This is a genomic window from Spirosoma aerophilum (assembly GCF_054782495.1).
The window spans coordinates 297,908-310,145 of record NZ_BAAGSJ010000036.1; the positions used below are offsets into that span (position 1 = coordinate 297,908).

A 12,238-nucleotide genomic window follows, 5' to 3' on the forward strand; every position below is an offset into this window, starting at 1 on the left:
ACTAACTTATCGACTTACCGACTTACTAACTTAGGCGAAGCCGCTTACTAGCTTACTAACTTACTGACTTACCGACTCAATTATCCACATCCTTCACGACCGGCCTGCTATCCATCTGCCGTTTTTCGTAAGGGAGGATAAATTCGTTCAGGATGGGCGTGTGTGTGCGTTTGCGGGTCAGCTCGTGCTGGTAGATCGTTTGACCCAACTGGTACATAAACGGATTGCCTATGCTTTCGTAGTCGTACTTGTCGTCGTTCAGAATACCGTCGCTGTTTACGTAAAGCGTTGCCGTCAACATGTATTCGACTTTATTGGTGAAGTCAACGACGTAGGAGGCATCCGTCAGAAAACCATACGCCCAACCCACTTTATTGAACACCCGAACGCCTTTGGGGAGCTGGTGATGCAGGCTGTCCATGAAAAAGAACTTTACGTAGGTGTCGTAATACTGACTGGCGTCGTACTTGGGGTAATTGGTTTCGCCGGGAAGCTGGGACAGGTATTGACGCAGAAACCGGTAATCGTCGGGGGTTAAGTTGAACCGTTGTTTGGCTGGAACTGAGGTCGGAAACAGCACCGATTGCAGCACCTGCTGGAAACTTTCCAACGGAAATTTGTTGCGTTCGGTGAAGTTGAACGGCTCACGGATCAAACTGTCTTTGACGTAATACCCTTTACCAAGCCGGGCCGTTCTCGAAAAATCGAACGGGTCCTGGTTGTAGGCGGCTGGTTGACTATACATCAGTTTTCCTGATTCATCAATAAACCGAATCGGATTGGTATGTCGGTTTTCCTCGGCCGTCATCCGGACAAACCGGTGCGTAATGCGGGTGTCCAGGTATCCTTTGGCATGCATCGACCGGTTGATCTCGCCCTGCCCCACAAATTCATACATCCGGCTATACGGATCATTTTCACTCACCAGAAAGGCTTTTTTTATCAGATGAGCAATGGAAGGATACCCGTTCTGTGCCGTTTTGTCCGTCCACTCTTTGGTTTGACCGCTATATGAACTATCGAACTGCATGGCGGTAAACTTGGTCAGCTTTGGGTTTTTGAGGTTGTTCAGCTTTTCCAGCGACAGTAAGGCCAGCGGCAGCTTCACCGTTGAGGCCGGATTGAAATACTCGGTGCTGTCGACCCGGAAGTAGTAGTTGGTAAAGGAAGGTTTATTCGCTTTATCCCGGTCAATCTTTGTATAAATGATTTGCAGCCTGTACTCGTCCGGATGGCTGATGACCTTCTGAAAAACCGGCTGCCGGTTCGTTGCGAACAGGTCTTTCAGGAAAGCGTCGGTTCGTGGCTGGGCAAAGGCGGTTGTGCTCACGCCTAAAAACAGCCAGAAGTGAAGTTTTGTGAATGGGTGCATGGTATTGAATGTACCGCTTTTGTACCGCGGGTCTTCAGCCCGCGCAGCCGTCAGGCTAAAGTTAAGAATTGAAAATACAAGCCTGGCTGCTGCGCGGGCTGAAGACCCGCGGTACATAAAACTACAAAACCAACTGTTCGAACAGCTTCGTTAAGGTTTCGCCCGCGTCGGTACACAGGCCAGGGTGAACCGGCGACGATTGGACAATGGTGCTGCGCGTGGCGGTGAGCCAGCGGAAACGCTCGGCAATACCGAGTTGGCCAATGGTGCCGCCTTCCCGCCGACCCGCACAGATTTTCTCGAACGCCTGAATCCGTTCGCGGACTTCGTCGATGTCCAGGTCGGCCGATACCGCACGCAGCCGGGTTTCGTTCAGCGTGTACAGCGTTTTCAGAAAACCCAGCGAGCGGCAATAGACAATGACGCCCACATTTATAAACTCTTCCCGTTCAACGCGCGGCATGACGCGGATGACGGCATACTCAAACAAGTGCATGTCGGGCTTCGATGGCTGCGTTGACAAAAATTTCTGACGAGGCCAGTCGGGCCTCTAAAAACCGGGCATACACCTCCCGTTGCTCGTCTGGAGATTCCATAACGGATGGATTTATCAGCCAATCGTCCGGAATCAGGGCGACGATACTTCGCAATAGGTCGGGCGTTAGTATGGCGCGGTACTCAGCATTGACGGTGGCTAGTTCCGATGCGCGGGGCAGCAGTACATGGTCTTTTGCCTGCACAAACGGCCGCTGGCTCTGGGCTTCCCAGTTATCCCAGTTATGGTGAAAGTAAAGAGCCGCGCCGTGGTCGATCAGCCAGAGTTCCTTATGCCAGATGAGCATGTTGGTGTTGCGGGCGGTGCGATCGACGTTCGTTATGAAGCAGTCGAGCCACACAATCTGCGAGGCCAGTTTGGCATCGACCGTATTCACAATGGCATCGAAGGTGATGGAGCCGGACAGGTAATGAAGCGCCAGGTTCAACCCCTCGCTGGCGCGCAGCAGATCCTGGATCTCTTCGTCGGGCTCAGTGCGGCCAAAGGCTTCGTCGAGGGTGGCGAACACGATTTCGGGAATACGCAGGCCGAGGGCGCGGGCAATTTCACCCGCTACCAGTTCGGCAATAAGGGCTTTGGTTCCCTGACCGGCTCCGCGAAACTTGAGTACGTACAGGAAATCGTCGTCGGCTTCGACCAGGGCAGGCAACGAGCCGCCTTCCCGCAGGGGTTTGGCGTAACGTGTTACGTTGACAGTTCGGAGTTCAGGTTGATGAGTAGGCACGATACGTTGTTTCAAAAATAGGAAGGATTGTAGCGTGAAGGATGAACAGTGAAGAGTAGAGTTACATGACTACTCTTCACTGTTCATCCTTCACGCTACATTGTTCGAGGGTATAAAAGTATGGGGCATTCGGTAGTTTTACTACATTCGGGTTAAATCCCTAAGCCACCTTAACCCGCTAATGAAAAAAAACGCTTGTTTCAGCGCCGTACTATTCCTATTGGCTATTTCCACCACACAGGCGCAGCACTGGTACAAAGGTAATCTGCATACCCACTCGCTCTGGAGCGACGGCGACGATTATCCCGAAATGATCATGGACTGGTACAAAGCCAACGGCTATCAGTTCGTTGGGCTGTCGGACCATAACATCATTCAGGACGTTGATAAATGGATAAACGTGCCCCGCCAGCCCGATCGACGCCGAACATTCGACCGGTATCTGCGTACGTTCGGGCCGGATTGGGTGACGTACCGAAAAGGACAAAATGACTCGCTGAGTGTCCGGCTCAAACAACTGCACGAATACCGAAATTATTTTGAAGAACCCGGCAAGTTTTTGATCCTGAAGAGTGAAGAGGTATCGACGGGCTATCAGGGCAAGCCCATTCACATCAACGTGACGAATGTAAAGAATCTCATTCGGCCGTTGCCTGGTAATAGCGTGGCCGATGTCATGCAAAACAACATCGACGCGGTCGTGGCGCAGCGTCGGCAAACGGGTCAGCCCATGTTTCCGCACATTAACCACCCCAACTTTTACTACGCCATAAAGGCCGAAGACCTGATGCAGCTTCGTTACGAACGCTTTTTTGAAGTTTTCAATGGGCATCATCTGGTCAATAATTACGGCGATAGCAGCCACGAAGGCACGGAGGCCATGTGGGATAAAATCAACCTGCATTTTCTGCAACAGGCCCGCCCGCTGATGTATGGGCTGGGTACCGATGATAGCCACAATTATTACTTTTTCGGGCCTGAGTTCAGCAATTCGGGTCGGAGTTGGGTGATGGTCGATGCACCCGAATTGACCCCGAAGTCGTTGGTTGAAGCCATGGAAGCCGGGCGTTTTTACGCTACCTCGGGCGTCACACTGAAACAACTGCCGCAGGCTGGAAACAAACTCGTGGTACGGGTGAAAGCGGAACCGAATGTAACGTATCGCATTCAGTTCTTTGGGATTAAAAAGGGCAGTCAACAGGCCGAATTGATCCGCGAAGTGACCGATACGACCGCCACCTATGCCCTGACGGATGATGTGCTGCTGCTGCGGGGGAAGATCATTTCCAGCAAGCCTAAGTTCAATCCGTTTATGCCGGGCGATCTGGAAACGGCCTGGACGCAGCCGATTGCCCAAACGCTTGTGCCCAAATTGCCCGCCGGTGTGGTACCACTCGCCAACGCCCACGCGCATAACGATTACGAGCAGTCGCGCCCGCTTTGGGATGCGCTGGATAACGGCTTTACCAGCATTGAAGCCGACGTACATCTGATTGATGATACCTTGTATGTAGCGCATGACCGGCCGACCATTAAAAATCCGGCAGCTACACTCGAAAACCTTTACCTCAAGCCGCTGGCCGAACGAATCCGGCAACAGGGCGGACGGGTGTTTCCGGATTATACGGGGCCGTTTTGCCTGATGATCGATGCCAAAACGAATGCCGATAGTACGTATCAGGCCCTGACGAAGTTGCTGCAGCGGTATCGCCCGTTACTGACCGGCGATGACAAACGTAAAACGGGCGTGGTCACAATTGTGCTGACGGGTAATCGCCCAATTGAGAAAATTGTCAACGCAAAGGGACGGATGGTCTCGCTCGACGGTAGGCCGGGCGATGTCGGCAAAGGCTACAAGTATACCCTAATGCCGTACATCAGCGATGTATACCGAAACCAACTAAGCTGGCGAGGGCAGGGTGACATGCCAGCCGAAGAGTTTCAGAGACTACGCCAGTTGGTGAACCAAGTACACGCCGAAGGGAAAAAGCTGCGGTTGTGGGCGAGTCCGGAAGACCCGCTCGTCTGGGCAAAACTCCGTGAAGCGGGCGTTGATTTTATCAGTACGGATCAACAAGTGCTGGTGCGGGATTTCCTGTTGAAGACAACTGCTGATAAATAGAGTCTGGTGGGTAAGGGAGGGGAATACGCCATATCTCCAAGATATGGCGTATTCCCCTCCCTTACCCACTGTAGAAGCCCGACTATTTTGTTAAGTTTACCCTACGCTTGCTATACAACCTGCTCCCTTCATGAAAACCAGCCTGATTACCTGTTTACTGCTTACGACCTTGTTGCTTAGTTTCACCGCCAGTGCCCAATCGGGTTTATCAAGTTCAATCGGCCCCGACGTCGATAAGCTCTTTGCCAGCGTCCCCGACTTTAGTGGCGTGGTGCTCATCGCCGAAGGGGGTAAACCTGTCTACGAAAAAGCCTTCGGTTACAAACGCTTTGAGACGAAGTCGCCCCTGGCTACGTCCTCGATTTTTGAGCTGGCATCAGTCTCCAAGCAGTTTACGGCCATGACGATCATGATGCTGAAGCAGGCGGGGAAACTGAATTACGATGACCGGATTGACAAATACATTTCGGGACTGCCGTATCCGGGTATTACCATTCGACACCTGCTCAACCACACCTCCGGTCTGCCAGATTATCAGGACGTGATGGACAAGCACTGGGACAAGAGCAAAGTGGCCAACAATGCCGATAACATTGCCTATCTGATCAAGTACCACCCCGCCAAATTGTTTGAGCCGGGGGCCAAATACGCCTATAGTAACACCGGGTATATGCTGCTGGCCAGCATTGCCGAACGGGCCTCGGGGCAGGATTTTATCAGTTTCTGCCGGACGCGTATTTTCAACTCCGTCGGCATGACGCACACGGACATTCGCACCCGAGAAGCAAAGCTAAAACTGCCCGACGTGGCCTGGGGGCATATCTATGTGCCCGAGAAAAAACGCTACGTGCAGGCCGACTCCTTTCCCGAATTCAACTACGCCATCTGGCTGGGCGACCGCAAAGGGCCCGGTCGTATCAGTTCGACCGCCAACGATTTACTGAAGTGGGACCGCGCTTTGTATTCTGACCAACTGGTCAGTCAGCAAACGTTACGAGACGCCTTTACTCCGGCTAAACTCAACGATGGCTCACGCTCACAGTACGGCTTCGGGTGGGAGGTGTCACAAAGCCCGAAACTGGGCCGTCTTGTCTGGCACGACGGCGATAACCCCGGCTACAAAACCCAGATCATGCGCTACATCGACGCCGACAAAACGATTATCCTGCTCTGCAACAATGCCCACGAGAAAAAGGCCGACATTGTTAAAGCATTACAGGCGTTGATGGAAAAATAAGGCGAAAGGAGTTTAAATCTATAAGGTTTTCAAGACCTTATAGGTTTGTCATCTGGTCCGGTCACTCTATAACCATCCGCTTGATCTTATCTCCCTCGATGGTATAGATATGCTTGACCATGCCATCTGACAGAACATTTCCTTTTTTGTCGTGAATCAACTGATGAACGAGTACTTCGATTTGGCCGTCGGGTGTTGACCGAATTGATAGGGGTGTCACTGATGGGTCAATTTCCTGCCACTGCCGGGTCCAGTAGGCGCGTACGTCGTCGTGCCCGTGTACATAACCGCCCTCCCAGCCGTTGGGCCACTGCACATCCGGGAGCATAAGGGCGAGCACACCGTCAATATTTCGGGTATTGAATGCTTGGTAGGCTTGATTGATCAGGTCTTGCTTGTCCATCGCTTTGATAAGAGGCTAGGTGTTGTGGTTGAGTTTTCCTTATCAAAGGAAGCGGAACTTCTACGAATCAGGTGTCAGTATACATTGAGATTTTATCGGATCTACCCGAGATCAGCCAGTACACAAGCCTGTATGGGCACGCTGGCGTGGTTAATTGTCCACGTTAGCATGCCCATACATGATTTTTGATCACTTATTCAGGTTATCTGCACATCAGGTTAATACTTGACTTGTGCTAAACCGTCAATGTCCCTTCAATGGAATCGTCCAGTGTTTTGCCCATAATGGCACCGGCAATGGTCTTGACAAATGCCACCGCATCACCGTGTTTATTGTCCCAATAATAAGCTTCCTGCGTATTCACTTTTATGACCGTAATGCGCGGATCATCTACGCCTTCGGTGAACCATGCTTTTAAGATTGGCTCCCAAAGCTCCTTAATGAGTGCTTTGTCGGTTGAGATAGTAGCCTCCCCGTAGATACTCAGGAAATCGGAATAGTCTGATCCCTGAAACAGGAGTTGTACTTTGTTGTCGGACTGGATAGTTGCGTTTTTGTGGCTGTCGCTGGCGCTCAGAAACCAGAAATTGCCCTTTTCGTCGACTTTCTGTACCGACATGGGCCTTGTTTGCAATGGCTCGCCGGTTTTAATTTTTGTGCAGAAAAAGCAGGTACTACTTTTGTCGACAAGCTCTTTGATTTTCTTTCCGGCTTCGCTGCCAATCAGGTCTTCGTGGTTTTTTTCGGGTTGCTGTTGATTAATGCTATCCATACCGATTGAGTTAACGGGTAAATTGTTGATCTATGGTTAACAACAGGAACGGTCAAACTGCTTTTCATACACTACAGAAAATACATTTCCTTAGTATACGGTTTTAACGGCCACACCCATGACGCTTTATGCCGAAACCTTACGGCGCCTTCATCGCGACGTTTATCCGAGAGCGCATCTGACCCGGCAAATAATTGCCGCCAAACAGTTTATGGACAGGCAATATGCAGATGCCCTTGACCTCGACCTCATGGCTCGTGAGGCCGCCTACTCCCGATTTCACTTTATCCGCTGTTTCAAAGCCCTTTACGGCCGAACACCAATGCAGTATCTGATATCAATACGCATCGAAAAGGCCAAACAGCTGCTGTTGACGGATGAGCCCGTTGCCGATGTGTGTTGCCGCGTGGGATTTGAGAGCGTGACGACCTTTATTGGCCTCTTTAAAAAAATAACGGGAATGACACCGACTGCGTACCGACGAAAAAAGCAATTTTCGAGAAGTAAAACCGAATCTTAAATGGGAGATTTGCCGGACAGATTATATAATAGCCCATTTATGAAAATCAAACTGACCAGTGTCATGGTCGACGACCAGACGAAAGCCCTTGCTTTTTACACCACGATTCTGGGTTTTGTAAAAAAGACCGACCTGCCCATAGGCGAGCATAAATGGTTGACCGTAGTAGCTAAAGACGAACAGGATGGCGTTGAACTACTGCTGGAACCAATGGGCTTTGCACCGGCCCAAACTTACCAGAAAGCTCTTTTCGACGCTGGTATTCCGCTGGCTTCCTTCGATGTTGATGATGTGGATCAGGAATATGAGCGGTTGACCGGGCTAGGGGTGTCGTTCAGTGTGCCACCTACCCAGATGGGAACCGTTAAACTGGCCGTGCTGAATGATACCTGCGGCAATAATATCCAGCTGGTGCAGGTATTGTAACGCCAGACATAACGACGGAGAATGCCCTTACGCCCCGCCCCGTTATAATTATTTCTTTTCCTCCAGTAAGCCTGCGCTATAGACGACCGTTCCATTCACCATAGTCAGCACACTCTCGGTTTGCAGCAGTTTAGGGGCAGGTACGGTAAATATGTTTTGTGACAGAACGGCCAGGTCGGCTACTTTGCCGACGGTCAGGGTGCCTTTGTCCTGCTCGGCAAATTCGGCGTAGGCAGCAGTGCGGGTGTAGGCAATAACGGCCTGTTCGCGGGTGATGGCTTCCAATGGCCGACGCGGGTGGGTTGTGGCGAAAAGAATGTTGAGATACGGGTTAAATGGCCCATCGGAGCCAATAGCCAACGGAATGTGCTGATTCAGTAAGGTTTTCATGGCCATACCGTGGGTGAGGGGAGGACCCATCGGAAAACCGTCCATGGGTGCAAAATGGGTTGGGTTCTGCACGATAATGACACCCATTCGTTTTGCCTTTTCGAGATAGTCCGGCGTATAGTCGATCTCGTCGCCGTGTTCGAAACGGGGGCGTAACGCTTTCCAATCTACGTGTATACCCGCCATAAGGTCCAGGAGCCTGCCCACCGATTTACTGCCGCCGATGTGAAAATGAAGCTGGTCCTTGCGGGCGATGGCTTCCCGGCACATGGTTTCGATTTCGGAAACGGTATAGTTCATCCGACCGTACCAGTTCGGGCGATTGGGGTAAGCCTCCACCTGTTCGGCTCCTCCTTCCAGCGGGGTTCCCTCCAGCAGCCACTTGGTGCCGCTCACCGTAAGCAGGGGTAAGCCGGGTGTGGTTTTGGGGACTGTTTTTGATGGAATACTCAGGCTTCCATCGGGGTTCATGTCGGCCCAGCGAATTAACCTGAGCCGGAAGGGCAGGCCCGCCTGTTTCCAGAGTTTGGCATAGTCCTCGGCCGTGGCACCCGTACACATGTTCTGGTAGCTGGTGATGCCCGCTTTGAGCAATGCCTGGGTCATGCCTCTGAATTGGCCTATTAGCGCCTGGTCATCGCGCATGGCGGCTATCTTCGCATAATTCGTATGCGGCCAGTATGCGTTTTTCTCATACGCTTTTCCCGTAAGGGTTTTGCCGTCGGGCATGCGTTCATAAAACCCGCCTTTGGGGTCAGGTTGGGTGTTGGTGATACCCATTTCGTGCAGACCCAGCGAATTGAACACGCCCACATGCCCCCACCAGGAGAGCAATCGAACGGGGTGTTTCGGGGCTATTTTGTCCAGCACGAAGCGCGTGGCCTCGGGTGAGTTACCAATACTGATGCCAATGGTTCCCTCGATCCACTGGCCTTCCGGTACCCGTTTTACCAGGCGCTGCAACGAGTCGAGCAGCACTGACCAGGCGGGGTCCATACCGGCCAATTCCAGCCGGGTACCTTTCATACCGTTAGGCAGGTGGTTGTGCGCATCGTTGAACCCCGGCACGACCAGCATGCCGCTCAGGTCAAGGCGTTTGGTGTTTTTTGTCGCTAGTTTTTCGATAGCGGCTGTGCTTCCCGTAGCTACAATGCGCCCCGCCCGAATGGCCACAGCCTCTACATATAGCTGGTTGGTATCTGACGTGAAAATTTTGCCATGCGTCAGGATTAAGTCTGGTGTTTGTGCCGTGGCAGGTCGGGCGAGGAGCCCGATGAGCAGTGCCAGATGGATTACTTTCATGTGTGCTGCTGTAAGATTGTCACACAAAAGTAGACTGGCCGAAGGGGGGATCAGGTGTAAAAAAACGACATCATGGTGCGAGGATAGTGTATCCCGGAGAGGCTAGTTCCTCCGCAATGAGCATCGAGGGGGTTACTTCGGCGAAGTGCCGGAAATCGCGTACCAGGTGGGAGAAATCGAAGTAGCCGCAACTATAGGCCACATCGAGCCAGTCGAGCTGCGGGTTTTTGGTTTTCAGTTTGTACGCCCGATCGAAACGGGCGATGCGGGCGTAGAACTTGGGGCTCATGCCCATGCGCTCAATGAACTTTCGTTCAAATTGCCGGGAGCTTAAGCAGGCCTGATCGGCCAGCCAATCGAGAGAGAGTGGCCGGTCAGCGTTTTTTATGGCTGCAATGGCTTTGTCGATCGGTAGCGTTTCGGTGTGTATTTTACTAATTCTCTTAAGTAAGTAATCGTCTATCAACCGAAACATTTGTTGATAATCGGACTCTTCCTGTAACTGCTCATTCAAGTCTTTCATGGCCTGGTCGGTCAGCTCTTCGGCATTGATCTCTTTTCCCTGAAAGGCAGTAATGGGCATTCTCCCAAGAAACTGGTGGAGAAAACCGGGCCGAAAACTAACCATAATGATGAGGTGGTCTTCGCCGAAAAGCAGGTTGACGCGGGAGGTTTGCTGGCCAACAAAAATACTCGATGCGTTGACCCGGCTTTCAGCCGTGTTGTTAACAATCGTCTTTACTTCACTGCGCGGGTAAAAATAGAGTACCTGATCCGCATCGGGCGGAAAGGGCTTGATGCGTTGTGCTTCGGGAACTCCTTTCAGCTTTACATGGAGCAAAAAGTAGTGTTTCACATAAGGCCGTAGGGCAGGGTGAGGCAGAACGTTGGGCAGAATAACCATAACTAAAGCTACTAACTATTGGGCGTCGACTCAACAAGCTTTGAGTTTTCGGTTCGCTTTACCGTTTAATCGGCGACGCAGTAAATAGTACGGTTCACGCAATAATTCGTGTCATTCACACAGAAGTAAGTGCAAAGGTGTTGACGAACTCACAGGTTTGTACGACTAACGAGAACCAACCTTTTAGTTCGTCAACGCGGCCTGAAGCCATGCCAACTAGATGAATATGGCGGTTTTTTACCACTGAAGCCTTTAACCTTCCCGGTAACTTGTACCTGTTAAAACGCTCCATTCTAACACACCAACTCAAACCATGACTTCTCAAACAACGTCCACTTATCTCGCCAACCTGACCCCACTGCGGGGCATCGCGGCTCTGATCGTCCTGTTTTTTCACTTTGACCTGTATTGGAGTGGTCCTTTTGCCGGTGCCCTCCTGAACCCAACCCAATCACATTTTGCCCAAAAAGGATATATTGAAGTCGACTTCTTTTTCGTACTAAGCGGCTTTATTATGTGTCACGTATACGGGGACTCGTTCAGCGCTTCTGTAACAAGAGCCGGATTCTGGCAATTTATGAAAGCCCGCTTCGCCCGGATTTATCCGCTTCATTTGTTCACGTTGATCTGGTCCATTCTGCTCTTTATCGCCATTCTCTCAATTAATTTTCCCCTCGATGAGCGTGAAAAATCAGTGTTCAACCTCTGGACTATTCCGGCTCATCTGGCCATGTTGCAGGGGTTTGGCGTTCCGATCGGCTACACCTGGAACGGCCCCGCCTGGACCATCGGCGTAGAATGGTGGATGTATATCGCTTTTCCATTTCTGTACGGCCCGGTATCGAGGCTACCCCGCTGGGGACAAGTAGCGGTATTGGCCGGGCTTTTAGGGGGCTATGTCGTGCTGATTTATGTATTCAATACCTTCCCGCAGTTTCCCTGGCCTAATTCGCTGAACGTACTTCCGATCCTGGGCCTGCCTTTTCTGCGGTGTGTGCTGAGCTTCAGCGTTGGGATGGTATTTTATAGTTTGTTTCGGCAGCAGTGGGGACGGGCCTGGCTCGCCAATGGATACGCCACGCTGGGTTTCGCAGCACTTATGGGCCTGTCCATGCACCTCGGCTGGTCTGACCTCGTTACCGTCAGTACATTTCCTTTTATTATCCTGTCGGCGGCTTATGGCTCCACGCGTCTTAATAAAGTGCTGACTACTAAACCCATGCAACAGCTTGGCGACTTGTCGTTCTCCATTTACCTGACCAATGAGCTGGTGTTTCAGACCGGACGAGTGGTCCGTCATGCGTGGGGATTACCCATCGCGCCCGAAGGCGTGTCGTATGCCGGTATATGGCTTTGGTTTTTTGGCTGGCTGACCGTTGTAATTCTGGTTTCGGCCCTGACCTACCATTTCATCGAACTGCCCGCCCGCAAGGCCCTGAACATACGGTTCAAAAAGGCATACGTTTCGGCTCCAAACTTACAACCCGCTTAACGGGATCGCTCTGACTGA

12 protein-coding genes are annotated in these 12,238 nt (G+C 51.6%); 5 read left to right on the top strand and 7 right to left on the bottom strand.

Annotation, left to right across the window (positions count from 1 at the left end; translation table 11 throughout):
• Positions 1-76 precede the first annotated feature (76 nt).
• The 3 genes from ACYVK4_RS29105 to ACYVK4_RS29115 all read right to left on the bottom strand — a co-directional run bounded on the left by ACYVK4_RS29105 (position 77) and on the right by ACYVK4_RS29115 (position 2,652).
• Entirely contained in the window at positions 77-1,372 is a 1,296-nt protein-coding gene (locus ACYVK4_RS29105) for a serine hydrolase (protein WP_461131100.1), read from the bottom strand.
• Between the two features lie 121 nt (positions 1,373-1,493).
• On the bottom strand, positions 1,494-1,868 hold the full coding sequence (locus ACYVK4_RS29110) for a DUF3037 domain-containing protein (protein WP_461131101.1): 375 nt from the start codon (positions 1,866-1,868) through the stop codon (positions 1,494-1,496).
• Positions 1,855-2,652, bottom strand: a complete 798-nt coding sequence (locus ACYVK4_RS29115) for a HipA family kinase (protein WP_461131219.1) — start codon at positions 2,650-2,652, stop codon at positions 1,855-1,857. Before ACYVK4_RS29115 ends, ACYVK4_RS29110 begins: the two co-directional genes overlap by 14 nt.
• Positions 2,653-2,833: 181 nt before the next feature.
• Between ACYVK4_RS29115 and ACYVK4_RS29120 the strand changes: the two genes are divergently transcribed.
• Positions 2,834-4,774 (top strand): histidinol-phosphatase, encoded by a 1,941-nt coding sequence (locus tag ACYVK4_RS29120; RefSeq protein WP_461131102.1) that lies wholly within the window; start codon positions 2,834-2,836, stop codon positions 4,772-4,774.
• A 130-nt stretch (positions 4,775-4,904) separates the two neighbouring features.
• Positions 4,905-6,011: a serine hydrolase domain-containing protein gene (locus ACYVK4_RS29125; RefSeq protein ID WP_461131103.1), complete on the top strand. Its 1,107-nt coding sequence runs from the start codon at positions 4,905-4,907 to the stop codon at positions 6,009-6,011.
• Between the two features lie 61 nt (positions 6,012-6,072).
• On the opposite strand, the gene ACYVK4_RS29130 is transcribed toward ACYVK4_RS29125, so the two are convergent.
• Entirely contained in the window at positions 6,073-6,414 is a 342-nt protein-coding gene (locus tag ACYVK4_RS29130; RefSeq protein ID WP_461131104.1) for a nuclear transport factor 2 family protein, read from the bottom strand.
• A 235-nt stretch (positions 6,415-6,649) separates the two neighbouring features.
• Positions 6,650-7,186: a pyridoxamine 5'-phosphate oxidase family protein gene (locus tag ACYVK4_RS29135; RefSeq protein WP_461131105.1), complete on the bottom strand. Its 537-nt coding sequence runs from the start codon at positions 7,184-7,186 to the stop codon at positions 6,650-6,652.
• A 118-nt stretch (positions 7,187-7,304) separates the two neighbouring features.
• Between ACYVK4_RS29135 and ACYVK4_RS29140 the strand changes: the two genes are divergently transcribed.
• Entirely contained in the window at positions 7,305-7,706 is a 402-nt protein-coding gene (locus ACYVK4_RS29140) for a helix-turn-helix domain-containing protein (RefSeq protein WP_461131106.1), read from the top strand.
• A gap of 39 nt (positions 7,707-7,745) precedes the next feature.
• A complete protein-coding gene (locus ACYVK4_RS29145) occupies positions 7,746-8,132 on the top strand; it encodes a VOC family protein (RefSeq protein WP_461131107.1) in 387 nt (128 codons plus the stop codon).
• A gap of 48 nt (positions 8,133-8,180) precedes the next feature.
• Here ACYVK4_RS29145 and ACYVK4_RS29150 read toward each other — a convergent pair whose 3' ends face one another.
• Entirely contained in the window at positions 8,181-9,824 is a 1,644-nt protein-coding gene (locus ACYVK4_RS29150; protein ID WP_461131108.1) for an amidohydrolase, read from the bottom strand.
• A 70-nt stretch (positions 9,825-9,894) separates the two neighbouring features.
• Positions 9,895-10,728 carry a helix-turn-helix domain-containing protein gene (locus ACYVK4_RS29155; RefSeq protein WP_461131109.1) on the bottom strand — a complete coding sequence of 278 codons (834 nt, stop codon included), beginning with the start codon at positions 10,726-10,728 and terminating at the stop codon, positions 9,895-9,897.
• A 313-nt stretch (positions 10,729-11,041) separates the two neighbouring features.
• On the opposite strand from ACYVK4_RS29155, the gene ACYVK4_RS29160 reads away from it, so the two are divergent.
• The gene (locus tag ACYVK4_RS29160) at positions 11,042-12,220 is read left to right on the top strand and encodes an acyltransferase family protein (RefSeq protein ID WP_461131110.1); all 1,179 of its coding nucleotides are present in this window, start codon (positions 11,042-11,044) and stop codon (positions 12,218-12,220) included.
• The last annotated feature ends 18 nt before the right edge of the window (positions 12,221-12,238 follow it).

Coding starts and splice junctions, on each gene's coding strand:
- ACYVK4_RS29105 (WP_461131100.1), bottom strand. CDS start 1,372: ATGCACCCATTCACAAAACTTCACTTCTGGCTGTTTTTAGGCGTGAGC.
- ACYVK4_RS29110 (WP_461131101.1), bottom strand. CDS start 1,868: ATGCACTTGTTTGAGTATGCCGTCATCCGCGTCATGCCGCGCGTTGAA.
- ACYVK4_RS29120 (WP_461131102.1), top strand. CDS start 2,834: ATGAAAAAAAACGCTTGTTTCAGCGCCGTACTATTCCTATTGGCTATT.
- ACYVK4_RS29125 (WP_461131103.1), top strand. CDS start 4,905: ATGAAAACCAGCCTGATTACCTGTTTACTGCTTACGACCTTGTTGCTT.
- ACYVK4_RS29130 (WP_461131104.1), bottom strand. CDS start 6,414: ATGGACAAGCAAGACCTGATCAATCAAGCCTACCAAGCATTCAATACC.
- ACYVK4_RS29135 (WP_461131105.1), bottom strand. CDS start 7,186: ATGGATAGCATTAATCAACAGCAACCCGAAAAAAACCACGAAGACCTG.
- ACYVK4_RS29140 (WP_461131106.1), top strand. CDS start 7,305: ATGACGCTTTATGCCGAAACCTTACGGCGCCTTCATCGCGACGTTTAT.
- ACYVK4_RS29145 (WP_461131107.1), top strand. CDS start 7,746: ATGAAAATCAAACTGACCAGTGTCATGGTCGACGACCAGACGAAAGCC.
- ACYVK4_RS29150 (WP_461131108.1), bottom strand. CDS start 9,824: ATGAAAGTAATCCATCTGGCACTGCTCATCGGGCTCCTCGCCCGACCT.
- ACYVK4_RS29155 (WP_461131109.1), bottom strand. CDS start 10,728: ATGGTTATTCTGCCCAACGTTCTGCCTCACCCTGCCCTACGGCCTTAT.
- ACYVK4_RS29160 (WP_461131110.1), top strand. CDS start 11,042: ATGACTTCTCAAACAACGTCCACTTATCTCGCCAACCTGACCCCACTG.